The sequence below is a fragment of the Sphingomonas sp. CFBP 13706 genome (genome assembly GCF_014842355.1).
GTDB classification, from domain to species: Bacteria; Pseudomonadota; Alphaproteobacteria; order Sphingomonadales; family Sphingomonadaceae; genus Sphingomonas; species Sphingomonas aerolata.
Map to the genome: position 1 here is coordinate 88,194 of NZ_JACYVM010000009.1, position 19,499 is coordinate 107,692.

Here is a 19,499-nt window from a genome sequence, read left to right on the forward strand (position 1 = left end):
CCATGCGCTTCCTGCTCGCCCTCCTTGCCTCGCTCCTGATTGCAGCACCGGCGTCTGCCGACCGGATCAAGGATCTGGGCGGGTTCCAGGGGATCCGGTCGAACCAGCTGACCGGCTACGGCATCGTCGTCGGGCTGCCCGGCACGGGCGACGACAATCTGGAATATACCGTCCAGTCGCTGAAAGCCGTCGCGTCGCGCTTCGGGCTGCAGCTGCCGCCCAACGCCAATCCAGGGATGAAGAACGCCGCGGTGGTGATGATCACCGCCGAACTGCCGCCCTTCGCCAAGCCCGGCCAGCGGCTCGACATCACCGTCGCGTCGATGGGCAAGGCCAAGAGCTTGCGCGGCGGCAGCCTGATCATGACGCCCCTGCTCGGCGCGGATAACCAGATCTATGCGATGGCGCAGGGCAATCTCGCGGTCGGCGGGCTCGGCGCGGAGGGCGCGGACGGGTCGAAGATCGTCGTCAACATCCCCTCAACCGGGCGCATCCCCGAGGGCGCAACGGTCGAGCGCGCGGTCGCGACCGGGTTCGACAGCGCGCCGATGCTGACCTTCAACCTTGCGCGCGCCGATTTCACCACCGCGCAGAACGTCGCGGGCGCGATCAATTCGAAGCTCGGCTTCGGCAGCGCACAGGCGATCGACGCGGTTTCGGTCGCGGTCCGCGCGCCGGTCGGTGCGGACGTTCGTGCGACGTTGATGTCGACGATCGAGAATCTCGACGTCGTCTCCGCCGAGCCCTCGGCAAAAGTAATCGTAAATGCGCGCACCGGTACGGTCGTTATAAACTCCGCGGTGCGCGTGGGGCCTGCCGCGGTGACGCATGGGAAGCTGACGGTGCGGATCGACGAGAAGCCACAGGTGAGCCAGCCCGCGCCGTTCAGCCAGGGCCAGACCGTCGTCACGCCGAACAGCGCGGTCGCGGTCGAGGAGGAACGTCGCCCGATGTTCCTGCTGAACCCCGGCCCCAGGCTTGCCGACATCGTCAAGGCGGTGAACGCGATCGGCGCGTCGCCCGCCGATCTGGTCGCGATCCTCGAGGCGCTGAAGGAAGCCGGCGCGCTCAAGGCCGAGTTGATCGTCCTGTGAGCCCGATCGCAGCCCCCGGCCCGATCGATGCCGGCGGCATCTCGACCGACACGAGCCGGCTCAAGTCGAACGACAATCTCGACAAGGCGGGCAAGAAGTTCGAGGCGGTCTTCACCGGCATGATGCTGAAGAGCATGCGCCAGGCGAAATTGAGCGATTCGCTGTTCGAATCCAAGGCGCTCGACACCTTTACCGAGATGCAGGACGCGCGCGTCGCGCAGACGATGGCCGAGCACACGCCGCTCGGCATCGGCAAGGCGATGACCGATTTCCTCGCCAAATCGCAATCCGATCTTAACCCCGGCGCGGCAGAGCCGTCGCCATGAGCGACCTCCTGTCGATCGGCGCGTCGGGCGTGCGGGCGTACCAGACCGCGCTGAACACCGTGTCCGAGAACATCGCGAACACCGGCACCGCGGGTTATACCCGGCGGACGACGAATCTCGGCCAGGTGACCTCGATCGGCAGTGGCATCAACGCGAGCGTCGCGACGGGCAGCAACGGTGTCACGGTCACCGGCATCTCGCGCTCGGCCGACACGTTCCGTTCGCTCGCGGTCCGCAACGCCGGGTCGGATCTTGCCAGGACGGAGACCGCGGCGGCCTGGCTCGGGCGGGTCGAGACGTCGCTGACCGACAACAAGCTCGGCGATCGACTAACCAGCTTCTTTTCCGCCGCGCAGACCTTGTCGGCGGACCCGACCTCGGTCCCGGCGCGGTCGGTGATGCTCGAATCCGCGACCAGCGCGGCCGCGGCGTTCACCGCGACGGGCAAGGCGCTCGACACCGCGGCGGCCGATCTCGACACCGCGACGCGCCAGGCGACGCAGACGCTCAATTCGTTCGGCACCGCGCTCGCCAAGGTCAATGACGGCATCGCACGCAGCCAGAAGGGGTCGACCAACGCCGCGCAGCTCGGCGACCAGCGCGACCAGTTGCTCGAGCAGATGAGCACGATCACCGATATCAGTACGGAGTTCGACGATCTCGGCCGTGCGACGGTGCGGCTGGGCGGCGCGAGCGGCCCGGTATTCGTGGCGGGCCCTGATGCGGGCAATGTCAGCTATCTGAAGAATGACGAGGGCGCGGTCGGGTTCGTCGTGCAGCGGACGGGCACGACATCGGCGGTGACGCCGTCGGGTGGCGCGCTGGCCGGCTATGCCGAGGGCGCGCAGAAGATCATCGCGGCGCGCGACACGCTGAACGGCATCGCGACCGACTTCACCACGCAGGTCAACGCCATCCAGGCGCAGGGGCGCGATCTCGACGGCAATCCGGGTGTGCCGCTGTTCAAGACCGGCGACACGCCGACAAGCATCGCCGTTGCACTGACCGACCCGCGCGGCATCGCCGCGGCGGGCGCGACCGGCGGCGCGCGCGATGCGTCGAACCTGGCCGCGCTGCTCGCGACGCGCGACCCGACGACGGGCAGCGAACAGCGGCTGACCAACATGATCACGAGCAACGCGGCGTCGCTCGAGCAGCGCAAGCTGGTCGGCGATGCGCAGGGCGCGATCCGCGACGGCGCGGTGACCGCACGCGATTCGGGCAGCGGTGTCGACCTCGACAGCGAGGCGGTCGACCTGCTCCGCTTCCAGCAGGCCTATCAGGCGTCGAGCCGCGTCATCCAGACCGCGCGCGACATCCTCCAGACCATCCTCGAGATCCGGTAGGCCTTATGCAGATCGCGACCAGCCTGTTCTACGACCGCTCGGCGAAGGCGATGAATGCGCTGTCGAAGCAGGCGGACGCTTTGCAGACGCAGATCTCGTCCGGCATCAAATTCACCGCGCCCTCGTCCGACAGCGCCGCCTATCAGCGGCTGGCGGGGCTCGCGCGCGATGCCGTCGACGACAAGGCCTATGCCGCGAACCTGACGACCGCCGCATCGGTGCTGAAACAGTCGGACACCACGCTCAGTGCGATCACCGCGCAGTTGCAGCGCGTGTCCGAACTCACGGTGCAGGCGCGCAACGGCACGCAGAGCGGCGATGCGCGCAAGGCGATCGGCGTCGAAATCGCGGGCATCGTCGATACAATCGCGAGTCTCGCGAACGTCAAGGACCTGCGCGGCCAGCCGATCTTCGGCGGCGCGGACGGCGGGCCCGCGGCGGTGAAGCAGGCCGATGGCAGCTATGCGCTGGCGACGACCAGTGTCTCGCCGATCCCGGTCGGCGACGGCGCGAGCGTCCAGGCGAACGAATCGGCGTCGCGCGTGCTGCGCGCCGACGGCAAGGACACGCTGGCGGTATTGAGCGCGATCGCGACCGCGCTCCAGGCCGAAAGCTATGATCCCGCCGCGCTCGATACCGCACTCGACGATCTGTCGGCGGCGTCGGAACAGGTGTCGTCGATCCAGGCGTCGCTCGGCGCGCGCGCGTCGCGGGTCGATCTGGAAACCGCCCGGCTGAAGGACGTCGCGGTCGACCGCGAGGATACCCGCCAGTCGATCGAGGGCACCGACATCACGACGACGATCACCGAATTGCAGAAGACGATGACGATCCTGTCGGCGACTCAGGCGAGCTTCTCGAAGCTCAGCGCGCTGTCGCTGTTCGATTATCTTCGCTGAGCGCATTTATAGAACGGATCGGGCGGGTCCGGTAACCGGATGGCTACGAAATCCGGTTAATCCTCCGGTGACAGGGCCGGCATTCCGGGCTTTGGGGGAATTTCCAACACCATGTTTCCGATTATCGGCATCGTCGTCCTGCTCGTCATGGTGTTCGGCGGCTTCGCGTTTACCGGCGGGGCGCTCGGCCCCGTGCTCGAGGCGATCCCGCATGAGATGCTCATCATCGGCGGTGCGGCCGCCGGCGCGCTGATCATCGGCAATTCGGGCAAGGAGCTCAAAGGCCTCGGCGGCGGGCTGATGAAGGTCTTCAAGGGCCCGAAATACAAGAAGCAGGATTATCTCGACGTCATCTTCCTCGTCAGCAAGCTGATGAAGATGTTGCGCGTCGACGGGCCGATCGCGCTCGAGCCGCATGTCGAGGATCCCAATTCCTCCGCGGTCTTCGCCGAATACCCCAAGCTGCTGAAGGACCATGCGCTGATCAACCTGATCGCCGACACGCTGCGCCTTGTCGTGGTGTCGAGCGGTACGCTCGACGTGCATGCGGTCGAGGAGGTGATGGACCAGTCGATCAAGACGCATCATCACGAGGAGGAAAGCGCGCACGGCACGCTGACCAGCCTCGCCGACGCGCTGCCTGCGCTCGGTATCGTCGCGGCGGTGCTCGGCGTGGTGAAGACGATGGGATCGATCGACAAGCCGCCGTCGGTGCTCGGCTCGATGATCGGATCGGCACTGGTCGGCACGTTCATGGGCGTGCTGCTGGCCTATGGCATGGTCGCGCCGCTGGCGAACCGGCTGAAGCAGGTGCTCGATGCCGATGCCTCGATCTACGGCGTGGTGAAGCAGATCATCATCGCCTCGCTCCACGGCCATCCGCAGCCGCTGGTGATCGAGGCGGCGCGTTCGGGGATCGCGCACCGCAACCAGCCGGGCTTCGCCGAAGTCTTTGACGGGCTGCGCGGGAAGTAGGATGGCACGCGCGCCGCACGGAGCGAACCAGCCGCCCAAGATCATCGTCAAGAAGGTCTATATCGAGGGCCATGGCGGCCATCATGGCGGTGCCTGGAAGGTCGCCTATGCCGATTTCGTGACCGCGATGATGGCGTTTTTCCTGCTGCTGTGGATCCTCGGCGCGACGACCGAGAAACAGCGCAAGGGCATTGCCGACTATTTCGCGCCGACGCTGATCGACACGCACACGCTGGGGATCGGCGGCGGTGCGCTGCTCGGTGGCGAATCGATCCTGTCGAAGAACAAGATCGGTCCGCAAGCGGGGCAGACCAGCTTGCCGCAGATCGCCATTCCGAATGCGGGCGCGGGCGGCGCGGACACCGGCACCGGGCCCAAGGGCAACAAGAAGGGGCTCGACGCGCTGAATGCGGAGGATCGCCGCAATTTCGACGCGATGCGCCGCAAGGTGCTCCGCCAGATCGAACAGTCGAAGAACCTGTCGCGTCTCGCGAGCCACATCCGCTTCGTGCCGACGCAGGACGGGATGCGCATCGACCTGATCGACGATGCCGATTATTCGATGTTCGCGCTGGGCACGACGGCGCTCGACGCCAGGGCAGGCGATCTGATCGGGATGATCGCGGGATCGATCGCCGGCTCGGCCAACCCGATCATGATCCGCGGGCACACCGACAGCGTGCCCTATGGCGATCCGCGCGCGATGAACAACTGGATGCTCTCGTCGGGCCGCGCCGAGGCGACACGACGGCGGCTGCTCGCCGGCGGCACGCCCGAGGCGCGCTTCGAACGGATCGAGGGTGTCGCGGACCGCGAGCCGCTGATCGTCAAGAACCCGAGTGATCCGCGCAACCGGCGCGTCGCGATCACCTTGCTCTACCGTCGGGGTCGTTTCGGCAGCTAGCCCGGCGCGACGACCCGGCCGGTGTCCGCCGGGGTGGTGAGGGGCGGCAACGGCGCGTGCGCCCTGCCTAATGCGAAAAGGGGCCGGTGGCGAACCACCGACCCCTGTAGCCGCTCAGATCGGTCGACCCGCGTCGCTTATTCGGCGACAGCCTCGACCTTGCGCTTGCGCTGCGGCGCGGCAGCCGGGGCTTCGGTCTTGCGGGCGCCGGGCTTGCGACCGAGACCGATCTTCTTGGCCATGGCACGGCGGCTTTCCGAATAGGTCTCGGCGACCATTGGATAGTCCGGCTTCAGCCCGTAGCGTTCGCGATATTCGATCGGCGTCATGCCGTGCGTCGCCAGGTGGCGGCGCAGTGTCTTGTATGGCTTGCCGTCGATCATCGAGATGATGTGATCTTTCGATGCCAGCGATTTCCGGACCGAGACTGCCGGGGTGTATTCGGCGACGGGCTCGACCACGGGCTCCTCCGTCGACGTGCCCAGCAATGCAGACACGGTGTCGTGCATCTTGCCGAGGAACGACGGAACCTCTTCGGCGGACGTGCGCGTATTGGGGTTTGTCAGCCACGCGATCGTCAGTTCGGTCGCCAATTCAACAGCGTTCAGCTCAATAATGTCTTCGGACATGATATGCTCCAGTCTTTGATCGACGCCTACGCCTATAGCGCCCTGTAATCAACATCCGATTTGAACCTATTATGCCATTTGCTATGCATTTTCTTCCAAAAGCCGTGCCGCACGGTATCAAGACGCAATTTCCCCGGCTTGGATGCAGTCTCCAGGAAGATCGCGAAGTGGTCCGGGCAGACACTTACTATAGGGGATAATGTCCGATATCTTCATTAACTATGATGCAGATCAGGCCTGATTGATCCGTGGAATGAATATGGGACCGATACCATGGACGTGAATGCTACTGCGGAGGAAGGACGGTTGACCCGAACCCGTCACTGTCTTTGACAGTCCTTCCGAAGTCTGGGGCGGCGTGTGGCTGAGGTCGGCCGGCTGAAGCCGGACGCGTGTGCCGCAGTGCATCGAACCTGGGCAGCAGGCCTAGCGCTGGAACGCTGATCTGACGGGGGCGGACCGGGCTTCGGTTGCCGAGGTGGTCGGTAATGTGTGAGCTAAGATCTGATTGCTTGGGGCATTGCCGATCGGCCGCCCGACGGTCCGCCTAAGGCGCTGACCGTCGTCTCACCCGCTTGGCGAGAATGGTGCCCGGAAGAGGACTCGAACCTCCACGACCTTGCGATCGCCAGCACCTGAAGCTGGTGCGTCTACCAATTCCGCCATCCGGGCACGGGGTAGGAGGGCGCCTCTAGTGGAGGGTTGCGATGCTTGTCAACAACCCTCTTGCTGGGGCAAAGGGCGGACAGGCATAAAGAATTGGACGGACGGGCGATGAACGACAGACTGGTGACGCTGATCGGGGGCGGAGGTTTCGTCGGCCGCTATGTCGCGCAGGCGCTGCTGGCGTCGGGTGCGCGGGTCCGGATCGCACAGCGCGATCCGCGGCAGGCGTTTTTTCTCAAGCCACTTGGCGGGCTCGGACAGACGCAATTCGTCGGCGCCGACGTGACCAAGCCCGCGACGATCGCGCAGGCGGTGCAGGGTGCGGACATCGTCGTGAACCTGGTCGGGGTGCTGGCGGGTGATTTCCACGGCGTCCAGGCGCTCGGCGCGCGGACCGTGGCGGAGGCCGCCGCCAAGGCGGGGGTCGGCGCGCTGGTCCATGTCTCGGCGATCGGTGCGGACGCCGCATCGGACTCGGCCTATGGCAAGTCGAAGGGCGAGGGCGAGGCGGCGGTCCGCGCGGCCTTCCCCAACGCGACGATCCTGCGGCCGTCGATCATCTTCGGGCAGGAGGATCAGTTCGTGAACCGCTTCGCCGGGATGATCGCCAAGGCGCCGGTCGTGCCTGTGCTGCGCGCAGGGGCCAAGTTCCAGCCCGTGTTCGTCGGCAATGTCGCGGACGCGATCGTCGCCGCGGCTGCGGCTCCCGAGACGTTCGGCGGCAAGACGCTGGAGATCGGCGGGCCCGACGTCATCACCATGGGCAACCTGATCCGCTGGATCGCCGCCGCGATCGGCCGCGAACCGTCGATCGTCGAATTGCCCGATTTTGCCGGGGCACTGATCGCCAAGGCCGGGTTCCTTCCAGGCGCGCCGATCACCCAGGATCAGTGGCGGATGCTGCAGAGCGACAATATCGTCACCGGGGTCGACGGGCTGAAGGCGATGGGGATCGAGGCGACGCCGATGTCGACGGTCGCGCCGGGGTGGCTCGTCCGTTTCCGCAAGGCGGGGCGGTTCGGTCGCCGTGCCGCAACTCGGGCCGACGCCCAGGCGGACACGCATTCGGCGACCCACGTGGTCTGATCCCGATGCGGGTCCAGCCGCCATCGACACTGATCGACCAGTCCTGATTCACCGCGCTGCGGGAGCTTTTGCGTGTCTGAACTTCTTACCGTCATCCTTCTCGGCATCGTCGAGGGGATCACCGAATTCCTGCCGGTCTCGTCGACAGGCCATCTCATCCTCGCGACGCGGCTGCTCGGCTATGATGCGGGGCGCTGGGAGGTGTTCAACGTCGTCATCCAGCTCGGCGCGATCCTTGCGATCGTGGTCCTGTACTGGCGGACCTTCTGGGCGGTGGGCATGGGCCTCATTCGCGGCGAGCCGAAATCCTGGCTGTTCCTGCGCAATCTGGTGGTCGCCTTCATCCCTGCCGCGGTGATCGGCCTGGCGCTGCACCATTATATCGAGGCGCTGCTCGGCAATGCCGAGGTGGTCGCGATCGCGCTGGTCATTGGCGGCTTCGCCATTCTGGCGGTCGAGCGGTTCGCTCCGCGCAGCGACATCAGCGGTGTCGCGGACATCCCGCTGCGCACCGTCGTCGGGATCGGCCTGCTCCAGTGCCTCGCGATGATTCCTGGCGTCAGCCGCTCGGGCGCAACAATCCTCGGGGCGCTGGCACTCGGCGTCGAGCGGCGCACCGCCGCCGAGTTCAGCTTCTTCCTCGCCATCCCCACGATGCTGGGGGCGAGCGGGCTCGAACTGATGAAGAACCATGCGGCGCTGACCAGCGGCGAGGGTGTCGGCCTGCTGTCGATCGCGATCGGCGCGCTCGTTTCGTTCGTCGTCGCGTTGCTGGTGGTCAAATGGTTCGTCGGGATCGTCACAAAGCACGGGTTTGTGCCGTTTGCATGGTATCGCATCGCCGCGGGCTCCGCCGCGCTCGTATGGCTCCTGTCGAAATAGGTCCGAGTCGGGATATATTCGGTGAGATTTGTGAATATATCCTCCGACCTGCAAGAATTTGCGTAATTTATGGGTCAGTATAGCTGACTTAATGAGTGATTTTACCGTGACAAACCTCCGACGACGCAATAACGCGATTGTCGGAGGCATTCATGGCGAACGATTCGATGCTCAAATTCGTCGGGCGGGAGCAATCCTATCCCGACAAGCGTAATGCGGCGGAACGCGCGGACGATTTCCGCGAGATCGCTGCGCGCTATGCGGTCGAACCCGCCGAGGAACAGGCGGGGCGCTGTTCGCAATGCGGCGTGCCCTATTGCTCGGTCCATTGTCCGCTCCACAACCATATCCCCGACTGGCTGCGCCTGACCGCCGAGGGCCGGCTTCGCGAGGCGTATGAGCTGAGCAATGCGACGTCGACCATGCCCGAGATCTGCGGTCGCATCTGTCCGCAGGATCGGCTGTGCGAGGGCAATTGCGTTATCGAGTTCACGGGCCACGGCGCGGTCACGATCGGCTCGGTCGAGAAGTTCATCACCGACACCGCTTGGGAGAATGGCTGGGTCGAGCCGCTGGTCCCCGGCAAGTCGCGCGGCCAGTCAGTCGGCGTGATCGGGGCAGGGCCTGCCGGGCTGAGCGCCGCCGAATATCTGCGCGGTCACGGCTATGACGTGCACGTCTATGATCGTTACGACCGCGCGGGCGGTCTGCTTACTTATGGCATTCCCGGGTTCAAGCTCGAAAAGCCGATCGTCATGCGTCGGGTCGAGCGACTGAAGACCGCGGGGATCGTGTTTCATGAAGGTTTTGCGGTCGGTGACGACGCCAGCCTCGACGAACTGCGCCAGCGCCATGACGCGATCCTGATCGCGACCGGCGTGTACAAGGCACGCGCGATGGACCTCCCCGGTGGTGGCTCCAATGGCGTGGTCGCCGCGCTCGACTTCCTCGTCGCGTCGAACCGCAAGGGTTTCGGTGATGCGGTCCCCGCCTTCGACGACGGCAGCCTCAATGCCGAGGGCAAGGACGTCGTCGTGATCGGCGGCGGCGATACCGCGATGGACTGCGTCCGCACCGCGATCCGCCAGGGCGCCAAGTCGGTGAAGTGCCTCTATCGCCGCGACCGCGCGAACATGCCCGGGTCGCAGCGCGAAGTCGCCAATGCCGAGGAGGAGGGCGTCGAGTTCGTCTGGTTGTCGGGCCCGCAGGGCTTCGACGGTGACGAGAGCGTGTCGAGCGTCAGGGTGCGCAAGATGCGTCTGGGCGCGGCCGATGCGAGCGGTCGCCGCACGCCCGAACCCGATCCTGCCGGTGACTATTCGGTCGATGCCGACCTCGTCATCAAGGCGCTGGGCTTCGATGCCGAGGACCTGCCCACCTTGTTCGCGACGCCCGAACTGGGGGTAAGCCGCTGGGGTACCGTGCTGGTCGACGGCAAGACGCTGATGACCAGCCTCGACGGCGTGTTCGCGGCGGGCGACATCGTCCGCGGCGCAAGCCTGGTCGTGTGGGCGATCCGCGACGGGCGTGACGTGGCGGCGACGATGCACAAATATCTCAAGACCAAGGCTGCGAACGCGAAGGTCGCGGCATGAGGCTCGGGTTTCTTGGGGCGGTGTTGCTGGCGGGTGCGGTAGTCCCGTCGGCGGCGCATGCGCAGGCAGCGCCTGTTGCCGCCGCGGCCCCTGATCCGGCCCGACTTGCAGCAGCGCGCGAATTGATCGACGTCTTGATGCCTCCCGAATCGCGCGCGCGGATGATCGAGGGCATGATCGCGCCGATGTTGGGCAATCTCCAGCAGGGCATGGCGCAGAGCCCGATGTTCAGCAGCGCAATGGCTAAAAATCCGCAGATGCAGGCGCAGTTTGCCGCCTTCATGAACCAGCAGCAGACTCGCACGCTGACGTTGATGCGCGACGGCATGCCGGGCATGTTCGATGCGATGGCGCGTGCCTATGCGCGCCGCTTCGACGTTGCCCAGTGTCGCGACATCAAGGCGTTCTTCGCGACGCCGAGCGGACGCCTGTACATGCAGCAGTCGCTGACGATCATGGCCGATCCTGACGTCGCCACGTGGCAGCGGTCGATGATGGAATCCTCGATGCGCCACATGCAGGCAGATGTCGCCGAATTCGCCAAGCACGTTGCCACGCCCGAGCAAAAGAAGAAGTGACGATGACTGATTCCAGCACCGATCAGCGCCAATATCTCGCCGAACACGGCATGTACCGTCCCGAATTCGAGGGTGATGCCTGCGGCGTCGGGCTCGTCGCCGCGACCGATGGCCGCGCGTCGCGGCGCGTCGTGCAGTCCGCGGTCGATGCGCTGAAGGCGGTGTGGCACCGCGGCGCGGTCGATGCGGACGGCAAGACCGGCGATGGCGCTGGGCTTCACATCGACCTTCCGCTCAAATTCTTCGACGACGCGGTCGCCGCCTCGGGGCACAAGGTGCGGCCGAACCGGCTCGCGGTCGGCATGATCTTCCTGCCGCGCACCGATCTGGGGGCGCAGGAGGATTGCCGGACGATCGTCGAGAGCGCGATCATCGAGGCGGGCTATACCATCTATGGCTGGCGCCAGGTGCCCGTCGACGTGTCGGTGATCGGCCAGAAGGCGCAGGCGACGCGCCCCGAGATCGAGCAGATCATGATCGCCGGGCCGCTGCCCGACGAGCAGGACGCCGCCGAATTCGAAAAGACGCTGTACCTGGTCCGCAGGCGTATCGAGAAGCGCGTGATCGCGGCGCAGATCCAGGGCTTCTACATCTGTTCGCTGTCGTGCCGCTCGATCATCTACAAGGGGCTGTTCCTCGCCGAATCGCTTTCGGTCTTCTATCCCGACCTGTGCGACCAGCGGTTCGAGAGCCGCGTCGCGATCTTCCATCAGCGCTATTCGACCAACACCTTCCCGCAATGGTGGCTGGCGCAACCGTTCCGGTGCCTTGCGCATAACGGTGAGATCAACACGATCCGCGGCAACAAGAACTGGATGCTGTCCCACGAGATCCGGATGGCGAGCCTCGCCTTCGGGGACAATTCGGAGGACATCAAGCCGGTGATCCCGGCAGGCGCGTCCGACACCGCCGCGCTCGATGCGGTGTTCGAGGCGATCTGCCGCTCGGGCCGCGATGCGCCGACCGCAAAGCTGATGCTGGTGCCCGAGGCTGCGAGCCCCGATATGCCGCCTGAGCACCGCGCGATGTACCAGTATCTGGCGTCGGTGATGGAGCCATGGGACGGCCCGGCCGCGCTGGCGATGACAGATGGCCGCTGGGCCGTTGCGGGCATGGACCGCAACGCGCTCAGGCCGCTGCGCTATACGCTGACCGTGGACGGGCTGCTGATCGTCGGATCGGAAAGCGGGATGGTCGTCGTTCCCGAATCGACGATCATCGCCAAGGGGCGGCTCGGGCCGGGCGAGATGATCGCGGTCGACCTCGACGAAGGGCGGCTGCTGCAGGACCGCGCGGTCAAGGATCGCATCTCCGGCGAGGCGGACTATGCCGCGATGATCGGCGAGTTCCACACGCTGGCAGACCTGCCGTCGGTCGAGGACGCCGTGGTCCGCTATGATCGCGCCGAGCTGGCACGACGCCAGGTCGCGGCCGGGCAGACGATCGAGGACATGGAGCTGATCCTGTCGCCGATGGTCGAATCGGCCAAGGAAGCGATCGGATCGATGGGCGACGACACGCCGCTCGCGGTCATTTCGGACAAACCGCGGTTGATCAGCCAGTTCTTCCGTCAGAATTTCAGCCAGGTGACCAACCCGCCGATCGATCCTCTGCGCGAGCGGCACGTGATGTCGCTCAAGACGCGGTTCGGCAATCTCGCCAACATCCTCGACGTGCGCGACCAGCGCGAGCGCGTGCTGGTGCTCGATTCACCGGTGCTCACCGGTGAGCATTGGGCGCGGCTGAAGGCGCATTTCGGCGGCGCGGTCGCCGAGATCGACTGCACCTTCGACGCGGGCGGCGGCCCGGAGAAGCTGCGCGCGGCGATCCAGCGGATCCGCAACGAGGCCGAGCAGGCGGTCCGCCAGGGCAAGAGCGAACTGTTCCTGACCGACGAGGCGATCGGCGAGGACCGCGTCGGCATCGCCGGCGTGCTCGCGGTGGCGGCGGTGCACACGCATCTCGTCCGTCGCGGCCTGCGCTCCTATGCGTCGATCAACGTGCGCACCGCGGAATGCCTCGACACGCACTATTATGCCGTGCTGATCGGCGTCGGCGCGACCACCGTGAACGCGTATCTGGCCGAGGCCGCGATCGTCGATCGCCAGAGCCGCGGACTGTTCGGTGATCTCGATCTCGCCGAATGCCTCCGCCGCCACCGCGTTGCGGTCGAGGAGGGGCTGCTCAAGATCATGTCGAAGATGGGCATCGCGGTCATCTCGTCCTACCGTGGCGGGTATAATTTCGAGGCGGTCGGCCTCTCGCGCAGCCTGGTGAACGACCTGTTCCCCGGCATGCCCGCGAAGATCAGTGGCGAGGGCTATGCCTCGCTCCACGTCAACGCGACCGATCGCCACGAGGCGGCGTTCGATCCGGCGGTCGCGACGCTGCCGATCGGCGGCTTCTATCGCCAGCGCCACACCGGCGAGACGCATGCCTATTCGGCGCAGCTGATGCACCTGCTCCAGACCGCGGTCGCGACCGACAGCTATACGAGCTACCTGCAATTCTCGCGCGGGGTGTCCGACCTGCCGCCGGTGTATCTGCGCGACCTTCTCCAGTTCAACTTCCCGGCCGAGGGCGTGCCCGTCGACCAGGTCGAGGCGATCACCGAGATCCGCAAGCGGTTCGTGACGCCGGGCATGTCGCTCGGCGCGCTCTCCCCCGAGGCGCACGAGACGCTGGCGATCGCGATGAACCGGATCGGCGCGAAGGCGGTGTCGGGCGAGGGCGGTGAGGACAAGTCGCGCTTCGTGCCGTACGCGAACGGCGACAATGCGAACTCGACGATCAAGCAGATCGCGAGCGGCCGGTTCGGCGTGACCGCGGAATATCTGAACGCGTGCGAGGAGATCGAGGTCAAGGTGGCGCAGGGCGCCAAGCCCGGCGAGGGCGGCCAGCTGCCCGGCTTCAAGGTGACCGAGTTCATCGCCAAGCTGCGTCATGCGACGCCCGGCGTGACGCTGATCTCGCCGCCGCCGCATCACGACATCTATTCGATCGAGGATCTGGCGCAGCTCATCTATGACCTGAAGCAGATCAATCCGCGCGCGCGGGTCTGTGTGAAGCTCGTCAGCTCGGCGGGCATCGGCACCGTGGCGGCGGGCGTCGCGAAGGCGCATGCCGACGTGATCCTGATCGCGGGGCATGTCGGCGGGACAGGCGCGTCGCCGCAGACGTCGATCAAATATGCGGGCACGCCGTGGGAAATGGGGCTGTCCGAGGTCAACCAGGTGCTGACGCTCAATGGCCTGCGCGGCCGGGTGCGGCTGCGCACCGATGGCGGGCTCAAGACCGGACGCGACATCGTGATCGCCGCGATCCTCGGCGCGGAGGAGTTCGGGATCGGCACGCTGTCGCTGGTGGCGATGGGCTGCATCATGGTCCGCCAGTGCCATTCGAACACCTGCCCGGTCGGTATCTGCACGCAGAATGACGCGCTCAGGCAGAAGTTCGTCGGCACGCCCGAGAAGGTCATCAACCTGATGACGTTCATCGCCGAGGAAGTCCGCGACATCCTCGCGCGGCTGGGTGTGAAGAGCCTCGACGACGTGATCGGCCGTACCGAGCTGTTGCGGCAGGTCAGCCGTGGTGCCGAGCATCTCGACGATCTCGATCTCAACCCGATCCTTGCCAAGGTCGACGCGTCGGATGCCGAGCGGCGTTTCTCGCTGTCGACCTTCCGCAACGAAGTGCCCGACAGCCTCGACGCGCAGATCATCAAGGATGCCGCGGCGGTGTTCTCGCGCGGCGAGAAGATGCAGCTGACCTATTCGGTGCGCAACACGCACCGCGCGGTGGGCACGCGGCTGTCGAGCGAGATCACGCGCAAGTTCGGCATGTCGACGCTCGCCGACGATCACGTCACGATCCGGTTGCGGGGCTCGGCCGGCCAGTCGCTCGGCGCGTTCCTCTGCAAGGGGATCACGCTCGAGGTGTTCGGCGATTCGAACGACTATGTCGGCAAGGGACTGTCGGGGGGGACGATCATCGTCCGGCCCGCGGTGAGCTCGCCGCTCGCCAGCCAGGACAACACGATCATCGGCAACACCGTGCTCTATGGCGCCACCAGCGGCCGGCTGTTCGCGGCGGGGCAGGCGGGCGAGCGGTTCGCAGTCCGCAACTCAGGCGCGACCGTGGTCGTCGAGGGCTGTGGCGCGAATGGCTGCGAGTACATGACCAACGGAATCGCGGTCGTGCTCGGCGCGGTGGGGGCGAACTTCGGCGCGGGGATGACCGGCGGGATGGCGTTCGTCTATGATCCCGAGGGCCTGTTCGCAAAGCGTGCCAACCCTGAGAACATCACCTGGGACCGGGTGAAGTCGCTCCACTGGGCGGACGTCCTGCTCGACCTGGTGCGCGATCATGCGGATACGACCGACAGCAAATGGTCGAAGGGCCTGCTCGAGGACTGGGACCGGGTGGCACCGCATTTCTGGCAGATCGTCCCGAAGGAAATGCTGACGCGCCTTCCGCATCCGCTGGACGACAGCGCGGAGCTGGTCGCGGCGGAATAGCGTCTGCCGCGTATTCCACCCCGGCGAAGGCCGGCGCCCAGTTGGAAAGGTCGCAGTAACGGAGGGCGGTGCTTCGTTATCTGCGCGCCCCAACTGGGCCCCGGCCTTCGCCGGGGAGGGGGAAAGAAGGGGGTCCACGCGGATACGCGGAGACGCGGAGCTTCAATCCCCTCTGCTGCTTCTTGATCGCGACTGCTGATGAAGGAGCTTCGCGCGCCACGAGCGCAACACCTCCGCGCCTCCGCGCCTCCGCGCGAACCCAATCTTCTTACGCACCGGCAAACCCGCGCTAGTGACACACCCGCCCGATGCCGCCTAAACGGACGCTATGTGGCAGCTTTATCAATTCCCCTTATGTCCCTTCTCGCGAAAGGTGCGCTTGCTGCTGGGCGAGAAGGGCATCGGCTACGAGCTCGTCCGCGAATCGCCCTGGGAGCGGCGTGACGAGTTTATGGACATGAACCCCGCGGGGCAGACGCCGGTGATGGTCGATGCGTCGCGTGGCGTGGCGCCGCTGATCGATTCGATGGCGATCTGCGAATTCTTCGAGGAAACCGTCGAGAAGTCGGCTATGATCAACGGCACCGCGACCAACCGCGCGGAGATCCGCCGGCTGGTGACGTGGTTCGACACGCATTTCTACCGCGACGTGACCGGCCCGCTGCTCCACGAGCGGATGGTCAAGCGCCTCGCGCACCGCGCCGCGCCCGACGCCAAGGGCCTGCGCGAGGCGATGAAGGCGGCGGTGGGACATCTGGATTACACCGACTACCTGCTCGATCACCGCAACTGGCTGGGCGGCGCGACGATGAGCCTGGTCGATCTGGCCGCCGCGGCGCAGATCTCGGTCACGGATTATCTCGGCGGGATCGACTGGAAGGGGCACGACCAGACGGCACGCTGGTATCGCGGGTTCAAGAGCCGGCCGAGCTTTCGTCCCTTGCTCAGCGAGCGCATGGAATTGATCGCACCGCCCGCACATTATGACAATGTGGACTTCTGACGATGGCCGAGCCCGTGATCGCGTTCGACGACTTTGCCAGGGTCGATATCCGGGTCGGGACGATCATCGCGGTCGAGCCCTTTCCCGAGGCTCGCAAGCCTGCGTTCAAGCTGACGATCGATTTCGGTGACACGATCGGGACCAAGCGATCCTCGGCCCAGATCACCGACCATTATTCGCCGGAGACGCTCGTCGGCCGCCAGGTCGCCGCGGTGGTCAACTTTCCGCCGCGGCAGATCGGGCCGATGATGTCCGAGGTGCTGACGCTGGGCTTTCCCGATTCAGACGGCAAGGTCGTGCTGATCGCACCGTCCGAGCCCGTTCCGAACGGCGGCCGCCTCTTCTGACGCGGCGCCGTCCGGGCCGAATACGGCCCGGCGCCTAGCCCTCGAGGCTTTTCGAGCTCTGCTCGACCATGTCGCGCGACAATCCGGGCGTGTGCAGGATCCGCTCGAGTTCCGCACGCATCAGTCCGGCGCGTTTGGCGTCGAACCGGCGCCAGCGACCGAGCGGCGGCAGGAGCTTTGCCGCCGTCTGCGGATTGAGCCGGTCGAGCGCAATCAGATGATCCGCAAGGAAGCGATAGCCGCTGCCGTCGATCGCATGGAAGGCACGCTGGTTCGCCGCGAACGCGCCGATGAGCGCGCGCGCGCGGTTCGGATTGGTCAGCGTGAAATCGGGATGGCGGGCGAGCGCCGCGACGACCGCGCCGGTATCGTCGCGCGACGACTGGGCCTGGGTCTGGAACCACTTGTCGAGCACGAGCGGATTGCTGCTGTAGCGCGCGTAGAAGCGGTCGAGCGCCGTGTCGCGCTGTGCCGCAGTCGAGCTGACGAGCGCGGTCAGCGCGCCCTGGCGGTCGGTCATGTTGTCCGCCCCCTCGAACTGCGCGAGTGCCAGTTCGGCGGCATCGGGCGCGTCGCTCGCCATGATATAGGCGAGCGCGACCGAGCGCAGCCGGCGCAGGCCCTTGCCCTCCGGCGTATAGGCAAAGGGTGCCGAACCGGCGCGCGCATGCGCCTGGCGCCACTGGCGTTCGAGCTGCGTGCCGAGATCGCGACGCAGGCCGTCGCGCGCGCGGAAGATGGCGTCGGGATCGACGATCCGCATCTGGTCGCCGATAAAGCTCTCGGACGGCAGCATCACCGCTTCGGCGATGAAGGCGGGGTCGAGCTCGGGATCCTCCAGCGTCCGGGCGACCGCGGCGATCACACCGTCATGCTCCGCCCGACCCGTGCTCGCGCTGGCCACGAGCGTCTCGAGCATCAGCTGCTGCATCGCCTCGTACCGCGCGAAGGGATCGTCGTCATGCGCGCTGAGAAAGGCGAGATCCGCGGCGCTGCGATCGCTTTCGACCACGACCGGCGCGGAAAAGCCGCGATTGATCGACAGGATCGGGCGTTCGTCGATCCCCTCGAACCGGATCGTCTCGCCCGGCCCGTCGAGCAGGACGAGCCGTTCGTCGATCAGCGCGGCACCCGTGTCGGCGCCGAACAGCTTGATCGCGAGCGGCAGGACCATCGGCGCCTTGTCCGGCTGGCCCGGCGTGGCGGGTACATGCTGCGCCAGGGTCAGCGTCGCGCGCTTGGCCACAGGATCATGCGACAGGCTTGCCGAGAGGCGCGGAGTGCCCGCCTGCGAATACCAGAGGCGGAACTGCGTCAGATCGATCCCGCTCGCCTCCTCCATGCTGGCGACGAAATCCTCGCAGGTCGCGGCAGTGCCGTCGAAGCGGTCGAAATACAGATCGGTCCCCGCCCGGAAGTTCTTCGGCCCGAGGATCGCCGCCATCATGCGGATCAGCTCGGCGCCCTTGTTGTAGATCGTCGCTGTGTAGAAGTTGGAGATCTCCTGATAGGATTCGGGGCGGACGGGATGCGCCAGCGGCCCTGAATCCTCGGGAAACTGCGACGCGCGCAGGCCGCGGACGTCCTCGATCCGCTTGACCGCACGGCTGCCCTGGTCGGCGGAGAAGCCCTGGTCGCGATAGACCGTGAAGCCCTCCTTCAGCGACAGCTGGAACCAGTCGCGGCAGGTGATCCGGTTGCCCGACCAGTTGTGGAAATATTCATGCGCGACGACCGCGGCGATCGCGTCATAGTCATAATCGGTCGCGGTATCGGGGTCGGCCAGGATGTAGCGCGAGTTGAAGATGTTAAGTCCCTTGTTCTCCATCGCGCCGAAATTGAAGTCGTCGACCGCGACGATGTTGAACACGTCGAGATCATATTCGCGGCCATAGGTCGCCTCGTCCCAGGCCATGGAGAGCGCCAGCGCCTCGAGCGCATGATCGGTCTTGGCGAGGTCCGCCTTGCGCACCCAGATGCCGAGCGACACCTCGCGGCCCGACATCGTCGTGAAACGGCCCGAATTGACCGCGAGATCCCCGGCGACGATCGCGAAGAGATAGGAGGGCTTGGGGAAGGGGTCGTTCCATTCCGCCCAGTGGCGGCCATCGGCGAGATCGCCCTGTGAGACGGGGTCGCCGTTCGCCAGCAGCACGGGGAAGCGCGCCTTGTCCGCCGTCATCCGCACCGAATAGCGGCTGAGCACGTCGGGACGGTCGGGGAAATAGGTGATGCGCCGAAACCCCTCCGCCTCGCACTGCGTGCACAGATTGCCGCCCGAGGCATAGAGCCCCATCAGTTGGGTGTTGCGGTCGGGGGCGATCTCGACCTCGGTCTCGACGACATGCGCGTCACCCGACAGGGGAATCACCAGCTGCTCGCCCTCGAAATGCCAGTCGTTGACCGCGACGCCGTCGACCATGATCGACAGCGGTCGCTGGCCTGCCCCATCGAGCTTCAGCGGATCGTGATGGTCACCGTTGCGGGTGACGGACAGCGTCGCGATGACGCGTGTCGCGGACGGATCGAGCGTGAACTCCAGCCGTGTCGTCGGTACCAGCCAGGCCGGCGCCGTATAATCGACCCGGCGAATGGCGACCGGGGCAGCGATGTCGGGCTGGGCGAGGCTGTGTTGGATGTCGAGCATAGACG

General features: G+C 66.0%; 15 protein-coding genes and 1 tRNA gene. 13 read left to right on the forward strand and 3 right to left on the reverse strand.

Features of this window, described 5'->3' with window-relative positions; genetic code table 11:
• Window positions 1-2 precede the first annotated feature (2 nt).
• From IFS44_RS15735 to IFS44_RS15760, 6 genes are all read left to right on the forward strand, one after another.
• The gene (locus tag IFS44_RS15735; protein WP_192099153.1) at window positions 3-1,094 is read left to right on the forward strand and encodes a flagellar basal body P-ring protein FlgI; all 1,092 of its coding nucleotides are present in this window, start codon (window positions 3-5) and stop codon (window positions 1,092-1,094) included.
• Complete coding sequence (locus IFS44_RS15740) at window positions 1,091-1,420, forward strand: rod-binding protein (RefSeq protein ID WP_031440261.1); 330 nt, start codon at window positions 1,091-1,093, stop codon at window positions 1,418-1,420. Before IFS44_RS15735 ends, IFS44_RS15740 begins: the two co-directional genes overlap by 4 nt.
• Window positions 1,417-2,766, forward strand: a complete 1,350-nt coding sequence (gene flgK, locus IFS44_RS15745; RefSeq protein WP_192099154.1) for a flagellar hook-associated protein FlgK — start codon at window positions 1,417-1,419, stop codon at window positions 2,764-2,766. Before IFS44_RS15740 ends, flgK begins: the two co-directional genes overlap by 4 nt.
• Before the next feature lie 5 nt (window positions 2,767-2,771).
• Window positions 2,772-3,665 carry a flagellin N-terminal helical domain-containing protein gene (locus IFS44_RS15750; RefSeq protein WP_192099155.1) on the forward strand — a complete coding sequence of 298 codons (894 nt, stop codon included), beginning with the start codon at window positions 2,772-2,774 and terminating at the stop codon, window positions 3,663-3,665.
• A gap of 111 nt (window positions 3,666-3,776) precedes the next feature.
• Entirely contained in the window at window positions 3,777-4,640 is an 864-nt protein-coding gene (gene motA, locus IFS44_RS15755) for a flagellar motor stator protein MotA (protein ID WP_031394196.1), read from the forward strand.
• Window position 4,641: 1 nt separating this feature from the next.
• Complete coding sequence (locus IFS44_RS15760) at window positions 4,642-5,544, forward strand: flagellar motor protein MotB (RefSeq protein ID WP_031441540.1); 903 nt, start codon at window positions 4,642-4,644, stop codon at window positions 5,542-5,544.
• 137 nt (window positions 5,545-5,681) lie between these two features.
• Here IFS44_RS15760 and IFS44_RS15765 read toward each other — a convergent pair whose 3' ends face one another.
• Together IFS44_RS15765 and IFS44_RS15770 are read right to left on the reverse strand one after the other, a co-directional pair.
• Window positions 5,682-6,173: a MucR family transcriptional regulator gene (locus IFS44_RS15765; protein ID WP_031394198.1), complete on the reverse strand. Its 492-nt coding sequence runs from the start codon at window positions 6,171-6,173 to the stop codon at window positions 5,682-5,684.
• Window positions 6,174-6,758: 585 nt separating this feature from the next.
• Window positions 6,759-6,845: transfer RNA gene (locus IFS44_RS15770), tRNA-Leu, on the reverse strand.
• Between the two features lie 102 nt (window positions 6,846-6,947).
• Between IFS44_RS15770 and IFS44_RS15775 the strand changes: the two genes are divergently transcribed.
• From IFS44_RS15775 to IFS44_RS15805, 7 genes are all read left to right on the forward strand, one after another.
• A complete protein-coding gene (locus tag IFS44_RS15775) occupies window positions 6,948-7,925 on the forward strand; it encodes a complex I NDUFA9 subunit family protein (protein ID WP_192069256.1) in 978 nt (325 codons plus the stop codon).
• Window positions 7,926-7,997: 72 nt separating this feature from the next.
• Complete coding sequence (locus IFS44_RS15780) at window positions 7,998-8,807, forward strand: undecaprenyl-diphosphate phosphatase (RefSeq protein ID WP_192099156.1); 810 nt, start codon at window positions 7,998-8,000, stop codon at window positions 8,805-8,807.
• Between the two features lie 152 nt (window positions 8,808-8,959).
• Window positions 8,960-10,402 carry an NAD(P)-dependent oxidoreductase gene (locus tag IFS44_RS15785; protein WP_192099157.1) on the forward strand — a complete coding sequence of 481 codons (1,443 nt, stop codon included), beginning with the start codon at window positions 8,960-8,962 and terminating at the stop codon, window positions 10,400-10,402.
• Window positions 10,399-10,980, forward strand: coding sequence for a DUF2059 domain-containing protein (locus tag IFS44_RS15790; RefSeq protein WP_192099158.1), 582 nt, complete (start codon window positions 10,399-10,401; stop codon window positions 10,978-10,980). Before IFS44_RS15785 ends, IFS44_RS15790 begins: the two co-directional genes overlap by 4 nt.
• Before the next feature lie 2 nt (window positions 10,981-10,982).
• On the forward strand, window positions 10,983-15,497 hold the full coding sequence (gene gltB / locus IFS44_RS15795; RefSeq protein ID WP_166746678.1) for a glutamate synthase large subunit: 4,515 nt from the start codon (window positions 10,983-10,985) through the stop codon (window positions 15,495-15,497).
• A 328-nt stretch (window positions 15,498-15,825) separates the two neighbouring features.
• Window positions 15,826-16,500: a glutathione S-transferase family protein gene (locus IFS44_RS15800; RefSeq protein ID WP_031396481.1), complete on the forward strand. Its 675-nt coding sequence runs from the start codon at window positions 15,826-15,828 to the stop codon at window positions 16,498-16,500.
• Window positions 16,501-16,502: 2 nt separating this feature from the next.
• The gene (locus IFS44_RS15805; RefSeq protein WP_192069252.1) at window positions 16,503-16,847 is read left to right on the forward strand and encodes a tRNA-binding protein; all 345 of its coding nucleotides are present in this window, start codon (window positions 16,503-16,505) and stop codon (window positions 16,845-16,847) included.
• Window positions 16,848-16,881: 34 nt separating this feature from the next.
• On the opposite strand, the gene pepN is transcribed toward IFS44_RS15805, so the two are convergent.
• Window positions 16,882-19,494: an aminopeptidase N gene (gene pepN, locus IFS44_RS15810; RefSeq protein WP_192099159.1), complete on the reverse strand. Its 2,613-nt coding sequence runs from the start codon at window positions 19,492-19,494 to the stop codon at window positions 16,882-16,884.
• Between the last annotated feature and the right edge of the window lie 5 nt (window positions 19,495-19,499).